Source organism: Paenibacillus bovis (assembly GCF_001421015.2).
GTDB lineage: Bacteria > Bacillota > Bacilli > Paenibacillales > Paenibacillaceae > Saccharibacillus > Saccharibacillus bovis.
Genome location: NZ_CP013023.1, coordinates 1,425,324 through 1,442,371 on the forward strand (window position 1 = coordinate 1,425,324; position 17,048 = coordinate 1,442,371).

The window sequence follows — 17,048 nt, forward strand, 5'->3', positions numbered from 1 at the left end:
TTTGAAATGACAATGTTCATCACAAAAAGGACCGAAATGCGGCGGCTGCCAGCAATTCGGTCCTTTTTTGATGTCGTGCAGGATAGAGATGAGTACTCGATGTTCTATTTCATTTATTCTAAAAAGCAACGGGTGCCGATCCATCCGGATCATGTTCCAGATGAAGCAACTCGCCGATATTCGTACTGGATATAACAGTCAGCCGTTTGAGCTTGAGAGGGTCATCGCCGGGACGAACAAAACCCTGATGCACGGTAAAGGCCATCCGGTAGCCGGACTGCTTGAGCGCATAAATCATCTGCATCCGGAAATCGCCGAATGGATAAGCAAAGTAAGGAGTGTTGATTCCTGCCTGTTCACGCATAATATGATCATCCGCCATGAAGCGATCCGGGTCCATACCTGCAGCATAATCATCGCCGCAGTGCAGTGGGGCTTTGAAATGCAAATCGTACGTATGGCTGTTATATTCGAATACGTCCGCGCTGGCTTTCATCTCCGCGCGGGATACATAGCTGGTCCGCGAAGGATTGAATTTCTGCGTTTTTTCCTGAATTTTGGAACCGACAACGAACATGGTAGCATGGAAGCCATACTTTTTCATGATCGGGTAGGCATAGATAATATTGTTCTGGTATCCATCATCAAAGCTGATTACCACCGTATTTTCCGGCAGGGTAATCTGTTCATTCACATACTGCTCCAGCTGCTGCAGAGTAGCCGTATGGTAATTATGATCATGCAGATACTTCATATCCTGTTCAAATGATTCCAGATTGATAATAGAGTTATTGTTCGGTTCGGTATTGTACTTTTGCGGCACGATATAGTGGTACATCAGTACAGGAACCTTGTCCGCGGTTCCTTGTGGAGCTACATAATCGGCTGCCAGCGCCACATTATGATCGTCCAGCTGATTATAGTGTTCGTAATAAAATACCTCGTTTTTGGCGGCTACCCATGAACTGCAGATTTTGTGCGCCAAAACGGAAGAATGCGGGAAATTCACCCCGAGAACATAAACGACGAGCAATACCGCCAGTAAGGCGATGGAGTACTTTTTCCAGGGCTTACGCATACGTATCAATAAATCTCCTTCGGTTATGATATGAGCTGAATATCAGCACTATGGTGTTCATCGGATAATAAAAGCTGCGAATCAAGAGAAATCGCCCAATCCGTTGAGATCCATTTTCCATCTTAGCCGAAAAAAATAGGAGAAAAGTTACAGCGTGCCGGAAGAATGGTAACAAGTAGAGGGTTGAATTCCGCATAATGTACCGCCATCCCAGTCAGGGCAAGGGTTTAGAAAAATGTCGAAAATACGCAAAAAAAGACAGTACCACCTTCACAAGGCGGTACTGTCTGAACATAAATGGCTGCCGAATTCTGTAAACAAAATGTCTGGAGAGCAGGCTTGATCTGCTTCAAAAATCAGAATTCCGGCTGCAGCTGTATTTCCAGCGTACGGATCTCATAAGGTTCCAGCACAAAGCGGATCGGAAGCGCATGCTGGAATTCCTGTTCCGGCTGCTCCATCAGATTGCATTCGCGGTAACCAGTGACAGGGAGGGTACTATCCAGAGTCAGTGTCTGGCGGCTGCCGGAAAAGTCATGCACACGCAAAATGACATGATTGTGATCCTCGGCTTTTTTGACAGCAGAGATCATGGCGGTATGACCGGACAGCGTAAACATGGAGCCTCCACCATTATCCATATTCCCCTCTGTAATGCGCAGCGGATTATTCAGCGCCCAGGCAGCGGGTACGGTGCCGCCCTGCAGCCAGTCTCCCTGATGCGGCAGCAGGGAATAAGTGAATTCATGGTATCCCTGATCCGCTTCGGTATCGGGATGGATCGGGCATTTGATTAGGGATAATCGCATGATATTGTCCTTGATATCGTAGCCGTATTTGCAATCATTCAGCAGACTGACGCCGTAGCCGCGATCTGACAGATCCGCCCACTGATGACCGACCGATTCGAAGCGGGCGCTATCCCAGCTGGTATTCCAGTGAGTAGGACGCTTGACGTTGCCATACTGGATATCATACGTGGCTTCGGTGGCTCGAATATGCACGGGAAAAGCGACTTTTAGCAGCTGCTGGCGCTCATGCCAGTCTGCCCGGGTGACAAAGTCGATTCGGCGGTTATCTGCATACAGCACCATCTGCTGGGTAATCGTCGATTGACCGAGCTGCCATTCAAACTGGACAACGGCACGCAGCAGATTGCATTCGATCACCTGTGTATCGACCAGCGTTGTAATTTCTTTCATTTTCTCCTGGTAAAAGATATCGATATCCCACGCATCAAAATTCAGCGGCTTATCCTCGAACAGCTGCAGTACATTGGCTCGGGCTCCCGGGGTTAGTACTTCGCGCTCGGCCTCCCGGTCATACAGACGAGTCAGCTGTCCCGCTTCATTCCATTCCATTTCGTAAAAAGGCGTTGTCGCCCGGTAAGCCTCTACCATCAATAGCTGTTCAGTGGAGGCTGCGATATCAGCAGAGAATGAACGATCTTCACTACCAGTCGTAATCGGAGGATTAGAACCATTACCAGATACGGATAAAAGGGACTCATCAGAATGATCTGCGAGCGCAGACTGAACCTGTGGCTTGTGAAAATCAACAGGTACAGACGAACCCTGTGGATCCGAATGATCCAGCATGATAGTGGTATAGCCCAGCGCAGGTACATTCTCGACCCGAATGGTCCATTGCTCCTGCTGCTGTACAGCGGTCAGTTCCTGTCCAGCGGCATCGATCCAGCGTTCTGCAGGAGTACTGGATTGTACCGGAATCGTGATCAATTCGGTACGCATCCATGGTGAAGAATTCCAGATAGTATAGCTGGGTTTGGACGAGGAATCATCGTCCGCTGCAGCTGTCAACTGCTGGCTGCCCTGTTCCCAGATCTTGCTGCCGATTTGCCAGGATTGCTCATACTCGATCCGGCTGTCTTCGTATACTTCACGAATCGAGGAGCCAGGGATAATGTCATGAAACTGGTTACGCAGGATAATTTTCCAGCCTTCATTCAATTGCTGCTGTGGATAGTCGGCCCATTCTCCCGAATGAGCACTTTGCCAGGCGCTGATCCATTCGGCATCCCGGTACAGCAGTTCCAGCTTGCGGTTCATCCGTTTGTTATAGGCCTGGCTCGTGTAGGTGCCCCGGTGGTATTCCAGATACAGCTCTCCATCCCATGTATGCACATAGCTGTCTGTCTCTGCAACGGTCTGCTGCAGGCGGCGGAAGTAATCTCCGGCCATGCCTGTGCGGACATGCGGCAGGCCGGGAATCCGATCCAGCCGCCGGCGCATCTCCAGCATGGTGCGATTTACGCCGCCGCCTCCATCGCCGTAGCCATAGGAAACGAGCAGCTCGCGGTTCATCTCCTTGTCCCGGTAGGCTTCCCAGCTGCCTTTGACCGTTTTGGGTACCAGCTGTCCGTTATACGTATAGAACCAGGAGCCTGGTTGTGACCATGGTTCGGTCGTTGTAATAAAATGGGTGAGTACCTCGGAGCCATCAATCCCGCGCCAGCGGAATGTATCATGAGGCATCCGGTTGTACTGGTTCCAGCTGATTTTAGTCGTCATAAAGGTATGAATACCGGATTTGCGCAGAATCTGCGGCAGCGCCCAGCTGTAGCCAAATACATCCGGCAGCCACAGATAATCCGATTCCACGCCGAATTCCTCTTTGTAAAATCTTGTGCCCATCAGCAGCTGCCGGGTCAGCGATTCGCCGCTGATCAGATTACAGTCTGCTTCCAGCCACATTGCGCCGCCTGCTTCCCAGCGTCCTTCGGCAATCTTTTCCTTGATCTGCTCGTACAACTCTGGTGCATCCTGCTTGACGTAGTCATACAGCTGCGGCTGGGTTTGCAGGAATACATATTCCGGGAAACGCTCCATCAGTCGCATCACGGTGGAGAAAGAACGAATCGCCTTTTGCCGGGTATGCTTCAGCCGCCACAGCCATGCTACATCAATATGAGTATGACCGACAGCAGTCAATTGTACGGAGCTATGCTTGCCGATCTCCTCGAGCATCGTAGTCAGCAGCTGCTCGGCCTGATGCACACTATCATAGAAAGTAGTCGTTCCCGGCTCGGACCAATCGATCCGGCGAAAAGCACGATCCACCGCCCGCAGCAGGTCGGCGCGCTCGGATGAATGTTCCTCCAGTACTTCTACTGTCTCCAGCGCAGCTATTCCGGTGTAATATAGATTATCCGCCGGTTCATCCAGCCAGCAGATCTCGGCCGTTCGCAGTTCATGTCGTTGTACTTTGGGTTGTCCGCCGCCTTCCAATCCGGACCACAGACGAAAAGTCAGCTGATGGGTACGGCCAGCGGCGTCTTCGGGCAGGAATACCTCGATATGATTGGAGTCTACACCCTGATAAGGCTGCCCATTCAAATACAGCAGCGACTCAAATCCCGAATTGGTACCGCCGCCGGTCAGACCAAAGTGAAAACGTCCCAGCAGGGTACGGCCCTGCCAGCTCTCCGGAATCTCCGCTTCGGCAGCCAGCCAGAGAAAACGGTCACGTCCGCTCCAATGTTCGCCGAGCTCCATCGTATGCCAGCTTTCATCGGGTTGTGGCGCAGCTGGATGAATCTCTTCACCGCTATCTTCTCTGGCTTGAAAAGAAGGCAAAGGAATAGCTTCACGATAACGATACATACTCAGTTCCTGTAGTCGGGATTTCAGCTTTTGCTCGGTTAAAAACATAAGATTCTCACTCCTCCGGAAGTAGGTATGAATAGCCGCTGATAGGTACAGCGCTCCAAGAATCAGGCGGCTGCAGGAATTGCGATTAAATGATCGGTACAGAGTAATATCATAGGAACCTGCCCAATGCTGGACAGGATATGAGGGAATGGTCACATATTCGGCAGACGATGACAATATGTAGCCTATGAGCAGGGAAAATGCGCCTGCATATATGACATATTTTCCGGTGAAAAGTATTCAAAAGCCTGCGGGTTAAAAGAGAAATGACATAGTAAACCATTCATGGTCAGCTGCAAAATCAACATGTATTCCATACTTCGATGAACACTGAAATAATATGCATTTATACTGGGTGAAGCAGATTACTGCTCAATCATACACAGGTGCATCAGGTAGAGGAGTATGAGATACAGACATACAATCAGAACCATATGCTGTGCAACCGACAAAGGAGATCAAAAAATGAACAGGCTCAAATTTATGCCGTTGATTCTGCTGACGACATTCCTGATGGGATCATCGTTTGCTATTGGAAAAATGGGGTTGGTGTATGCTTCGCCGCTGCTGTTGGCAGGACTGCGATTTGCGCTGGCCGGAGTGATTATGGCGGTGATCGTTGGTGTACTGCGGCGTCCACATCCGGTACGAACAGCGGATTGGATAAAAATACTGCTAATTGGCGCTTTGCAGACTGCAGGCGTTATGGGCTGTATCTTTATCAGTCTGCGTACAATTACAGCGAGTGAATCGTCGATTCTGACATTTACGAATCCGCTGCTGGTCGTTGTGCTCGGTACAGTATTTGCTGGGATGCGTTACCGCTGGTATCAGTGGCTTGGCGTGCTGCTGGGGGTGGCAGGGGTAGCGATTACGCTCGGAGCGCAGCTGGAATGGAAAGCGGGGGTGATCTTCGGATTATGTTCGGCGATCTTCTGGGCGACCGCGACACTACTGGTCAAAAAATGGGGGGTGGACTGGATACATGGGTGCTGTCCGCGTATCAGATGCTGTTCGGCGGCATCCTGCTGCTGATCGCAAGTGTGCTGCTGGAGCAGCCTTTTTTCCACTGGAACGGAGAATCGGTGACGATTCTGCTATGGCTGAGTCTGCTATCCTCGATAGTACAGTTTGCAGGCTGGTATTATGTACTGCAAAAAGGAGACCCGGCCCGAACGAGCGCCTTTTTGTTCCTGGCGCCCTTTTTCGGAGTACTGACCGGCTGGCTGCTGCTCGGAGAGCGGCTCTATCCATCGCTGATCGGTGGCGGTCTGTGTATTATTGCGGGGATTTATCTGGTCAATCGGCAGTTTCAGCCGCGGCGGAAGACCAGTCCAGATCAAAATGCTGTCTGAAGGCAGAACGTCCTTCGCTGGTTACTTTGACCGCACGGATCGAAGGAACGCGTGTGATCCATTCCTTTTGCAAAAATAGATTCACCAGTTCATGACCGAGTGCGCCGCCCAGATGATGTCTGCGTTCACTCCAATCCAGACAGGCATGGGCAAAAGCACGGCGCTTGCGGCGCAGCAGCTGTAGATTCAGACCCAATCCTGCGAAAAACAATTCGCCGGCAGCAGTCACGGTGAATTCACCATTTTCCTGCAGCAGATAACCATGGCGCATCATCGCTTCGGTCAGATCAACACCGAGCTGTCCAGCCAGATGATCGTAGCAGGTACGGGCTTCGCGCAAAGATTTCATTTCGGTGGATTGACGCAGTGAACGTACCTGCGGAGGAGGCGAGAGAGTGAGCAGGGTCTCCAGGGTCTGGGCGACCTCACGGCTGGCCAGCTGATAATAGCGATAACGTCCATGACGCTCGGCGATAATCCAGCCACCCTGCACAAGCTTGGACAGATGGAAGCTGGCGGTCTGCGCAGTAACCGCAGCCATATCGGCCAGTTCACCAGCAGTATGGAATCTTCCATCCATCAGCCCGGTCAGCATGGCAGCCCGCGAACTTTCTCCGAGCAGGGAAGCGACAGTTGCAATATCGGGGTTAATACTCATGATCATTCTCCTTATGTATTTCATACTTCGATATGTATCGAAGTGTATTTTACAGGGGCTACAGAGGAACCGCAACTACTGACTTCGGCTTCAATATCTATTAGCATCATTTGTAACCGGAATCATAAATTCAGAAAACAATAAACAGCCAGCCGCAAATCGCACCTGTATGTCCAGGGTACAATTTACGGCTGGCTGTTTGGTTAGAATCCATTCCGATCAATTAGATCAAATCGGATTTTTGCAGCAGGTTCTGTATCATCAGGGCAACCTCTGCACGTGTTACATTCATTTTGGGTGCCAGCATCTGCGAACTGCGTCCCTGTACAAGGCCAGCTTGCAGATTGGAGGCAGCGGCTTGCTGCGCCCAGGCAGAAAGATTGGCTCTATCCCTGAAGCTGTTCAAAACGGAAGCAGTATTGACACTGCCAAGTTTATCCTGCAGACCGTTTAGCTTCATTGCCTGCGCCAGAATGACCATAGCCTGTTCACGGGTAATTTTGTCCTGCGGCTTGAACGTACCATCCGCATACCCCTGAATCAATCCATAGGAGGCGGCTGTTTGTACAGCGCCGCTGAACCAGTCGGATGGTTTCACATCGCTGAACGTTCGGCTGCTGGTATCTTCTTTCAGTCCAAGACCTTTGACGATAATGGCCGCAAATTCAGCACGGGTAATATCCTGCCGCGGCTTGAAGGAACCATCTTGGAATCCTTCGATTACCATGCGGGAACCCATATTGTTGACAGCATCGACAGCCCAGGACTGATTTACATCATCAAATGTAACCGGATGCCAGATCACGGCATAGGTACTGTTGGTCAGACTATGGATGACTGCATGATACTGGTTATTCCGCTGTTCTACTTTGGTAGGTACATGACGCGTTGTACCGTCCGCATCTACGACAATCCCTGTTGTAATGCGATTCGGGTCTATACCCTGCGGCAGAATAACAGAGCGCTCTACATAAGCATTAAAACGACTAACGTCTACAGTCTGTCCGTTATGGCTGGCCTGAATATCCAGATTGACAGGTGGCGTCACCAGGCTAAAGGATTGGGCAGACGCTGCCTGATTCACAACTGACAATGTTCCCGCATCAGGTACAGCAATACGGATACGGACTTTGATATCTTCCAGACTCGTACTGCTGCCCAGCTGTGAAGAAATAGAAGCAATATTGATCTGGCTCGCTGGCAGTGTATAAGTTGCGCGATTGGTGACGATCTCCAGTGTAGCCTGCTGCTGTTCCATCTGGCGCACCATTTGTCCATTCAGTTCCCCGATAATAACATCGGCTCCTGAAGTCACCGGTAGAGTGACAACTGCACCATTCCCCTCGGCTTCCAGCCGCTCGGTAAGCCGCTGCTGATCAATAGTAATGGTTGCAGCAGACTGTCCATTGATTTCCGATTCGGTAACTGTACCGGCACGTTCAACTTTGCCGTTAACCAGAATATCTGCACCGGAACTTACAGGCGCGGATGAATCGGGAGACGACGGGTTGGAAGGTGTCGAAGGTGAAGTTCCTCCACCGGAACCACCGCCTGATCCGCCGGAATTATTATCATCCCGGTCTTTTTGCCAGATAGCGTAGAGGATCAGATTCTGATCTTCGATTTGCAGGGTCTGACCCGGTTGGTAAGTTGTACCGGAGCCATCCGGCTGCGTATTCCAGCCATTAAAGCTATGCTTGCTGAGTGACAGATTGCCTGTATTGGCAGCGATTGTTACCGTATCTCCCTGTCGATACATATTGGCATCTGCCGGAGGCATACCGGATGTGCTGCCATTTCCGTTGTAGGTTACTTTATACGTGAATGGAGCAGTCACGGTCACGCTGGCTATCCGGCTGATGGTACTGGCCGTCTGGCTGCCATTCATATTGCTGTCCGTATTGGTAACGACGACATAATAATACATGGTGCCTGCTGTAGCGGCAGTTAATGTATAGGTAGCCGAGGTGGCAGTCGGAATAGCTCGTGCTCCGGTAAGGCTGCCGCTTGTATTCTCATACCATTGATAACTTAAAGTGCCGCTGGCTGTAGCATTGACCGATAAAGTAACCGGACTGCCTGCACTGGCTATCTGATCTGCTGGCTCTGTTGTAATAACAGGTGCCTGTGCATTATTTAATGTATTAACAGTGACAGAAACAATCTGACTGGTCGTTGAAGCGGTCTTGTTGCCTGAAAGGGTATTGTCCGTATTGGTGACGATAACATAATAATAAACAGTACCGATCGTATCGGTTGGTGCATTATAGGTGGCACTGGTCGCACTGGCGATCGGCACACTGCCAATCATACTGTTGGATGCACTGCTATACCACTGATAGCTGAGAGTACCGCTGGCTGTGGCTGCTATAGTCAAATCGGCAGGCTCTCCAATATTTACTGTACGGTTGGAAGGTTGCGATGTAATCAGCGGAGCTTCCGCATTGGTACGAGCTTTTACCGTTACCTGAACCGGTTGACTCGCTATGGTCGCTGTCCGGGTTCCATTTACACTATTGTCGGTATTGGTAATCACGACGTAATAATAGGTAGTTCCTGCATTGCTGGTAGGTGCAGCGTAAGAGCTGTTGACAGCACCGCCGATTGGAGTACCCCCTGTATTGCTGAGCGTTGATTGACTGTACCACTGATAACTTAGCGTACCGCTGCCTGTAGCCGTAGCTGACAGGATAGCAGTCTCATCGACATATACATTCTGGCTGACCGGCTGGGAAATAATAACCGGTGGAGAAGCATTGGTAACAGCATTCACCGTGATATGCGCAACCTGGCTTGTTGTGGAAGCCGTTGTACTGCCATTTACCGAGTTGTCGGTATTCGTCACTGTTACATAATAGTAAAACGAACCGGCGGTAGTAGTCGGTACATTATAAGTGCTGCTGGTCGCACTACTGATCAGGGTGCCCCCGGTATTGCTGTTGGTAGTATTGCGATACCATTGATAGCTAAGTGTACCGCTGGCTGTTGCAGTAACTGATACACTCGCAGCAGATCCGGTCGTCACAGTCTGATCAACCGGCTGTGCGGTGATCGTTGGTGGTGAAGCATTAGTGACTGTGTTTATGGTGACTTTTGCCGTCTGGCTGGTAGTTGTAGCTGTTTTGGTCCCATTTACCGAATTATCCGTATTGGTGACGATGACATAATAATAGGTAGTTCCGGCTGTACCGGTTGGTGCAGAATAGCTGCTGCTTGTTGCACCGGTGATCAATGTGCCGCCAGTTGTACTGTTGGTAGTATTGCTGTACCACTGGTAGCTGAGCGTCCCGCTGGCTGTAGCGGCTACGGACAGAGCGGCAGTTCCACCGACATTGACGGTTTGATCCGCTGGCTGTGTTGTAATTGTAGGTGGTGATGCATTGGTGACCGTATTGACTGTGACAGCAGCTGTTTGACTGGTAACGGAAGCGGTCTTCGTCCCGTTTACCGAATTATCCGTATTGGTGACGATGACATAATAATAGGTGGTTCCGGCTGTAGCGGTTGGTGCGGAATAACTGCTGCTTGTTGCACCGGTGATCAATGTGCCGCCGGTTGTACTGTTAGTGGTGTTACTGTACCACTGGTAGCTGAGCGTCCCGCTGGCTGTTGCAGCTACCGACAGGTTAGCCGCACTGCCGACCGTAGTCGTAACACCGGCAGGCTGAGAAGTAATCACCGGTGCCTGTGCATTGGTCACCCCGGTAATGTTGGCTATCGTAATATTGTCAAAATTCAGATTGGATGGAGCAATTCCGGAGCTGAATGTCCATGCAATATCCATCGAAGCTACATTGGCATACGAGTAGGATCCGGAATGGCCCAGCAGCTCGGACAACTGGTAAATACGAACATTATCGCCTATGGTCATCGTATAAGTACCACTGCCACCAAGGGTAGCGATAGTATTGCCCGTCGAATTTTTGAGCACGACCTGCAAGTTGCTCAGCGTATTATCTCCAGGGGCAACTCCTTCAAAAATACTTACACCCAGATCTTTGAAAGTAAAGTTTTTGTTTACGTTTCCACCCTCGGCTTTGAGCGTAATCGAACCACTTGTATTTTCGTCTTGCTGATTATCGGTAAAAAAAGAGGTTTCAACGCTTCCTTTCGGAGGCAACGAAGCCTTCATCCCGTTGCTGACGACAAATTTGTCGGCTATCTTCTGAAAGCCGGTGCCTCCGGAATCCGTCGCTCCCAGTCCACTGAAATCATAGGTGCCATCAGCCGTGCCTGTCTGGGCATAGGCAGCATAAGGAGCAAAATTAAACAAAATCATAACAGCCAGCATGAGTATCACAGGCCATTTGGGAGCGTGTACAGATTGAAGCTTGATGTTGTGGAGCTGCTTATTCATTCTGGAGTTCCTCCATCCTCGGTCAATTGGTGACAGATATCGTATGGTTAGGGTCTAACCGGGTATTCTCCCTGTTCTACGCAGATGATATAGTAAATCGCAACATACGGCTGCATATTATTATGGGCAGCTGATGGGCTGCCTGTCGGAAGTAGAGCGGTATTGTGGAGTGGCTGTAGAGTAGAGACATTATTTGTATACAGCGATTTGGGGGCAGGTGGCCGGCCCGAAGTCAGTGTTGCCCAATAATGGTTGGCCGGATCGCTCAATCCCTGGCTGGAATCCTGGGCTATCACGCTATGTGTATGGGCAGGCAGCTGATTGGCAGTCAGATTGACTGTAGCACTTCCTGCAGCCTGGCCTAGATTGCGTGGTGTCAGACCGGGTCCTGCACCCTGACCGATTGGTATAGAACCTGCCAGATTGGGCAGATTGAAGTTCTGGGCATCTCCTCCATACGTATTGCCCATAATGGAATACAAGGCCTCATATTGGGCGATCGGCAGGGATTGGCCGTTACAAAACAGCCAGTTTTGTGGAGCATAGCTGCCTGCAAATAATCGAATTTCGCCTAGATACGCGTCTGCCATGAATAGATAACCTCCCTGGTTATGGCCGCACAGGGAAAATTCCCTGGGCAGCTATGCAGAATTGAACAGTCTGATAGGGCTGTATATTATTGTGCGCAGCATTCCCGCCTGTCGGTGTCAGTGTACCGGGATTCATGGCTGTAGGCGTTAAGTTTCCGACAGGTGCATACATCAGCGTTTGACCTTTGGCCCATAACTGATTGGCTGGCTTGGTCTGATTGGCTGTAGCGGTAGAAGTCATGGCATTATGTGTATGCTGAGGCAGTTCGGACAATGTTAATGTATGAGCAGCTTCGCCCTGGGACGTTCCGGAAGGAATAGATGAACTCGGATGCAAAGCGACACGTCCTCTTAAATCGGGAAGCTGAAAGTTGGTTCGGCCGTCTCCTCCAAAAGTAGTACCAATAACAGCAAACAAAGCTGTATTCGTATTGATTGGCAGTACCTGTCCATCACAGGCCAGCCAGCCGGATGGTGTAAAATTGATCGCAAACAGCTTGATTTCTCCTATAAACGGATCAGCCATATAGTGACCTCCTTGGATATAAAACAATTCGAAAAGAGAATATCAGGAACGTGAGGGGAAAATACCGACCAGTGCAATCATAAAAGTAAGCGGAAGGGAAGGCATCATATTGTTATGCGGTTGCGCAGCACCGGCTGCTGAAATGGCTGCCGGATTCATGGGAGCAAGACCGGTACCGGTGCCATCCGAGTACATAGCCGTTTGCGCCCAGAGAGCATTGGCATCCGGAGATGATTGGGTAGCCGGAGTAGATAATGCCTGTACAGTATGGGAATGGGCAGGCATTTGGGCTGTGGTCAGATTTACAGTTTCACTGCCTGCACGGGAGCCAAGCGGAAAGGTATTGTTGGGCACAGTGGAATTATGAAGAGGGACACGTCCGCGAAGATCAGGCAGAGCGAAGGTATTGACACCGTCTCCTCCATAATTGACACCGATCAAAGAAAACAGTGCCTGATTATTCGCGATCGGTAGCAGTTGACCATTGCATAATGCCCATCCCTGCGGCGCATAATTACCGGTGAACATGCGTATTTCGCCCAGATAACAATCACTCATTACTTTGGACACCTCCGTTGGTGGATTCAAAAGCAGACCATTCCATTTCCATATAAAGCTCTTCTAAAGAGATTTCATGCCAGCCCAGTCGCTGATACAGCCGCCGGGCTCTCGGATTATCGAGACGCACCTGCAGACGAATAGGAATCGGATAGGCAGCAGCCTGTCGCTGAAGTTCCTGCAGGATAAATGTGCCTGCTCCCTGGTTGCGATAACGGGACAGAACAGCAAGATCCACCAGACGAAGTTCATTTTCTCCATGAAAAACAGTCATCTGGCCGATGGCTGTCTGACCCGAGACAATTAAGCGGCGATCCAGCTGTGGATACCGATGATCCAGATAGTTCTGCTGCATAACGAACTGCATATGTAAAAAAGAGTGCAGCTGCTCCGGTGTCCAGCCCCAGGAGGCCACTTCCGACATTCGGGTATCCCTATAGACATCAAACAGAAAATCACGATCAGCAGCCGTAACCTGAGCGATTGTCGGCGTGGAAGAAAGCACGAAAGGCAAGCCTCCTTTCCCAAAGTGAAGTATAATTCCATTATATCCCTTTAAAAATAAAAAAATACTTATATATAAGGAATTAACGAATTTAAGATGAAATGAATCTTCAAATCATATATAGGTACTGATTACGGGAGTATTGCTATAGTTCAACTGAAAATCGATACAGATTCTCAATCCCCAATACCCAATAAAGGAGGGCACCGCTTATGAAATTCACCTATCAAATGGGCTTGTTGTTGCTGGGTACCGTGATAATCGTTCCCTTGCTCGGTTCCTGCTCCCAACCGAAAGAACTCGCTACTTTACGGCAGGAACATGTGCAGCCCCAGGCTTATAATCAGAGTGATATGCAGCCTGAACTGATCGAAGCGATGAATCGCTTTGCCCTGACTGTCTATAACGAATCGTATCAAAAAGATCCAGATCGTCCGGCACAGACAGCTGACCCGGATAATCTGTTTATTTCGCCGGTAAGTCTGTACATGAATCTGTCTATGCTGTACAACGGCGCATCTGGACAGACAGCTGCCGAATTACAAAAAGCGCTGCATACCCGCGGCATAACCCTGCAGCAGCTCAACCAGGGACAGCATGTGATACAGGAACTGCTGGAGCATCAGGGAGCGGATAGAGAGATCGATCTGGCGGGTTCGTTATGGAGTCAAAGCGGCTTTGCACCGGCAGATTCTTTTGTTCAGCGTTTGCAGACCTACTATGGAGCAGGCATACATACTACGGATTTCACCTCTACGCAGGCGGTGAAAGATATAAACCGCTGGGTGAGCGAAGCAACACATGGCGGGATTCGTCAAATGATACAAAAGCCGCTGGACAGCAATACCACACTGGTGCTGCTTAACGCTGTTTATTTTACGGGAGAATGGACGGAACCTTTTGAGAAGCAGCAGACTCGCAAGCAGTCTTTTATATCCGGTCAGGGGGAGATATCCAATGTAGAGATGATGCATCAGCAGGGAGAATATGAGTATACCCGGCAGCCGCATTTTCAGGCAGTACGAATACCTTATAATGCCAATGAAAAGTGGGGAATGGTCGTGGTACTGCCTGATCGGGATTATGATCTTCAGCAATTCCGTCAACATGATCTGCCTGAATTCGTGCACTGGACGAGCGCTATGGGTTCGACTGCAGGCGAGATAGGGTTGCCTCGTCTGGAGCTGGACGAGAAGCAGCAGTTCAGGGATATTCTGCGTTCCATGGGAATACGCCGGGTATTCGAGCCGCAGCAGGCGGAGCTGGATGGTATCAGCGAGAGTGTACCGCTATATCTGAGCAAAGTACAGCAAAATACCCATCTGACTATTGATGAGAAGGGTACCGAGGCAGCAGCAGCCACATCGGCGGAAATAGCTGCCGGGGCTATGCCTTCCCAGCCCTTTCGTATGATTATGGATCGTCCTTTTTTCTTGGCAATCACCGACCGGACGACTGGATTGATTGTATTTATGGGCGAGCTTCATCATCCGGTAGGAGCCGGTTCATGATAAAATAAAAGCAGGTGACCCGTAACAGGGTATCCTGTATCTATTATGGAAAGGGGATGGCTATGGAATACTTTATTGCTGTACTTGCTATGCTGCTGATGATCGGAATCTCGAATGTATTGAACCGCTTGATCCCCTTTGTTCCTGTACCTTTATTTCAGATTGCGCTGGGAATCGGGGTGGCGTTGGTCGGGATCAAGATTGATCTGGACCCGGAGCTGTTTCTCGTCCTGTTTATTGCGCCGCTGTTATATAACGATGCCCGGCAGACTCCGCGAAATGAACTGTGGAATCTGCGCGGACCTATCGTCCTGCTGGCGTTTGGACTTGTTTTTATCACCGTTGTGGTGGCGGGTTATGCGATTCATTATTTGATCCCGAGCATACCACTGCCTGCCGCTTTTGCTCTGGCTGCGATCCTGTCGCCAACCGATGCGGTCGCTGTAGGCTCACTGGCCAAACGCATCCATTTGCCGGGCTCTATACACCGGCTGCTGGAAGGGGAATCGCTGCTGAACGACGCCTCTGGCCTGGTGGCTTTCAAATTTGCCGTGGCAGCAATGGTCACAGGTACATTCTCGCTGTGGCAGGCTTCATTTAACTTTGTACTGGTGGCGCTGGGAGGGCTGGCTGTAGGGACACTGATGTCCTTTGTGCTGATCCGGTGCCAGGTACTGGTTCGTAAATGGGGCATGGAGGACATCACCGTGCATGTGCTATGGCAGATGCTTACGCCATTCGTTATCTATTTGATAGCCGAGGAGATTGGCGTCTCCGGTATCCTGGCAGTCGTGGCCGGCGGAATTATCTATGCTATGGAAAAAGACCGCGCCGAATCCGTTCAGCTGAAAATGCAGATCGTCTCCACCAGTACCTGGTCGGTAATCGTCTACGTGCTGAATGGACTGGTGTTTATGATGCTGGGCAGCCAGATTCCCGAAGTCATGGGCAGTATTTTCTCGGACCCGGCCTTTAACAATGGGATTGTGCTCGGCTATGTCGCGCTGATTACCCTGCTGCTGTATGTGCTGCGATTTGTATGGATCTATCTCTACTGGAGTGTGCGTTATATGATGGGCCGGCAAATGGAGGATGACAAGCCGGATATACGCGGCATACTGCTCACCTCCCTTTCCGGGGTACGCGGAGCGCTTACGCTGGCTGCCGCGTTCTCGATCCCGTATGTGCTGAACGACGGATCGGCTTTTCCGCAGCGTGAGCTGATTCTGTTTATTGCAGCCGGTGTCATTTTGTTCAGTCTGATTTTGGCGAGTGTACTTCTGCCGATATTGTCTTCCAGACCCGAGCAGAATGAATCGGGAACTGCCGTGACTGCCAGTCAGCCGCCTACCATGCGTGATATGGATGACCACATCCGGATGAAAGTGCTGCAGGCAGCGATCCAGTCGGTAGAGTCCAGTACAACCGAGACTAACCGCGAAGTCGCCCAGGGGCTGATCACGGATATTACACAGTATATGTTCCGCAAAAATATGCTGAAGCAGCAGATTATGAACGATCCCGACCTGAATCCGCAGGAGATTGAGCTCTATCTGGCAGGTATCCAGGCCGAGCGCAAGGTCGCCCGCCGGATGCGGGACAGCGGCGAGATTACGCCGGAGCTGGCAATGGAATTCGAATACCGGCTGGATCGCATTCAGACCGTGCTGAGTAACCGGGTCGATACCGGTATTGCCGAGTGTGTGGACAAATGGAAAGGCATGCTGCCGATCCATGTTCCGGCTCCGCTGCCATTGTCCGAACAAATGAACCCCGGCGAGAATGATCCACAGCAGGTGGTGGACAAAATTCATATGCTCAAACAGCTCAAAATGCAGACCTGCCCGGCGGCGATTGAATCGATCCGCAGCAAGATCGATGACCACAATGAAGAAGCGGCACAGAAAGTTATCGCCAAATATCGCAAAGTCATGGAATCAATCCGTTATTATACGGAGAAAATGGTGCCGGATGTGACGCTGAATGAGGGCAAGCTGAACCTGATTACTACTGCTGTACAGAACCAACGCGATACCGTTCAGGAATTGTACGAGAGCGGCGAAATCGACCGCCAGCATGCCCGCAAGATGCGCAGTTTTGTACAGGATCTGGAGAAATGGATTCTGATGGAGAGCTGAGCCGGTTGTGAATTCCGGACGCCGTGCTTTGTAATCTGGATTACAGAAGAGGGAATTACAGTGATTTATGATGAAAGTAAAACTTCGTTATTATGTATGAC

At 50.3% G+C, this 17,048-nt stretch carries 10 protein-coding genes and 1 pseudogene; 3 read left to right on the forward strand and 8 right to left on the reverse strand.

Annotation, left to right across the window (positions count from 1 at the left end; genetic code table 11):
• Nucleotides 1-118: 118 nt before the first annotated feature.
• Both AR543_RS06100 and AR543_RS06105 read right to left on the reverse strand, forming a co-directional pair.
• Entirely contained in the window at nucleotides 119-1,078 is a 960-nt protein-coding gene (locus AR543_RS06100; RefSeq protein ID WP_060532691.1) for a polysaccharide deacetylase family protein, read from the reverse strand.
• A gap of 356 nt (nucleotides 1,079-1,434) precedes the next feature.
• Complete coding sequence (locus AR543_RS06105; protein ID WP_060532693.1) at nucleotides 1,435-4,749, reverse strand: alpha-mannosidase; 3,315 nt, start codon at nucleotides 4,747-4,749, stop codon at nucleotides 1,435-1,437.
• Between the two features lie 465 nt (nucleotides 4,750-5,214).
• On the opposite strand from AR543_RS06105, the pseudogene AR543_RS06110 reads away from it, so the two are divergent.
• A pseudogene (locus tag AR543_RS06110) lies at nucleotides 5,215-6,104 on the forward strand (DMT family transporter).
• On the opposite strand, the gene AR543_RS06115 reads toward AR543_RS06110, so the two are convergent.
• From AR543_RS06115 to AR543_RS06140, 6 genes are all read right to left on the reverse strand, one after another.
• The gene (locus AR543_RS06115) at nucleotides 6,049-6,762 is read right to left on the reverse strand and encodes an ArsR/SmtB family transcription factor (protein WP_060532695.1); all 714 of its coding nucleotides are present in this window, start codon (nucleotides 6,760-6,762) and stop codon (nucleotides 6,049-6,051) included. The pseudogene AR543_RS06110 and the gene AR543_RS06115 sit on opposite strands and share 56 nt — an antisense overlap.
• A 223-nt stretch (nucleotides 6,763-6,985) precedes the next feature.
• Nucleotides 6,986-11,119 (reverse strand): S-layer homology domain-containing protein, encoded by a 4,134-nt coding sequence (locus AR543_RS06120; RefSeq protein WP_060532697.1) that lies wholly within the window; start codon nucleotides 11,117-11,119, stop codon nucleotides 6,986-6,988.
• 47 nt (nucleotides 11,120-11,166) lie between these two features.
• A complete protein-coding gene (locus tag AR543_RS06125; RefSeq protein WP_060532699.1) occupies nucleotides 11,167-11,709 on the reverse strand; it encodes a phage tail protein in 543 nt (180 codons plus the stop codon).
• Nucleotides 11,710-11,728: 19 nt separating this feature from the next.
• A complete protein-coding gene (locus AR543_RS06130; protein ID WP_060532701.1) occupies nucleotides 11,729-12,235 on the reverse strand; it encodes a phage tail protein in 507 nt (168 codons plus the stop codon).
• A 42-nt stretch (nucleotides 12,236-12,277) separates the two neighbouring features.
• Complete coding sequence (locus AR543_RS06135) at nucleotides 12,278-12,793, reverse strand: phage tail protein (RefSeq protein ID WP_060532703.1); 516 nt, start codon at nucleotides 12,791-12,793, stop codon at nucleotides 12,278-12,280.
• On the reverse strand, nucleotides 12,786-13,298 hold the full coding sequence (locus AR543_RS06140; protein WP_060532705.1) for a GNAT family N-acetyltransferase: 513 nt from the start codon (nucleotides 13,296-13,298) through the stop codon (nucleotides 12,786-12,788). The genes AR543_RS06135 and AR543_RS06140 overlap by 8 nt, the downstream gene beginning before the upstream one ends.
• 212 nt (nucleotides 13,299-13,510) lie before the next feature.
• Between AR543_RS06140 and AR543_RS06145 the strand changes: the two genes are divergently transcribed.
• Entirely contained in the window at nucleotides 13,511-14,809 is a 1,299-nt protein-coding gene (locus tag AR543_RS06145; protein WP_060532707.1) for a serpin family protein, read from the forward strand.
• Between the two features lie 62 nt (nucleotides 14,810-14,871).
• Nucleotides 14,872-16,947 (forward strand): Na+/H+ antiporter, encoded by a 2,076-nt coding sequence (locus tag AR543_RS06150; RefSeq protein WP_060532709.1) that lies wholly within the window; start codon nucleotides 14,872-14,874, stop codon nucleotides 16,945-16,947.
• Nucleotides 16,948-17,048 lie beyond the last annotated feature (101 nt).

What these genes read in the sequence shown, in the direction of transcription:
- AR543_RS06100 (WP_060532691.1), bottom strand. Translation starts at nt 1,078, where the DNA reads ATGCGTAAGCCCTGGAAAAAGTACTCCATCGCCTTACTGGCGGTATTG.
- AR543_RS06105 (WP_060532693.1), bottom strand. Translation starts at nt 4,749, where the DNA reads ATGTTTTTAACCGAGCAAAAGCTGAAATCCCGACTACAGGAACTGAGT.
- AR543_RS06115 (WP_060532695.1), bottom strand. Translation starts at nt 6,762, where the DNA reads ATGAGTATTAACCCCGATATTGCAACTGTCGCTTCCCTGCTCGGAGAA.
- AR543_RS06120 (WP_060532697.1), bottom strand. Translation starts at nt 11,119, where the DNA reads ATGAATAAGCAGCTCCACAACATCAAGCTTCAATCTGTACACGCTCCC.
- AR543_RS06125 (WP_060532699.1), bottom strand. Translation starts at nt 11,709, where the DNA reads ATGGCAGACGCGTATCTAGGCGAAATTCGATTATTTGCAGGCAGCTAT.
- AR543_RS06130 (WP_060532701.1), bottom strand. Translation starts at nt 12,235, where the DNA reads ATGGCTGATCCGTTTATAGGAGAAATCAAGCTGTTTGCGATCAATTTT.
- AR543_RS06135 (WP_060532703.1), bottom strand. Translation starts at nt 12,793, where the DNA reads ATGAGTGATTGTTATCTGGGCGAAATACGCATGTTCACCGGTAATTAT.
- AR543_RS06145 (WP_060532707.1), top strand. Translation starts at nt 13,511, where the DNA reads ATGAAATTCACCTATCAAATGGGCTTGTTGTTGCTGGGTACCGTGATA.
- AR543_RS06150 (WP_060532709.1), top strand. Translation starts at nt 14,872, where the DNA reads ATGGAATACTTTATTGCTGTACTTGCTATGCTGCTGATGATCGGAATC.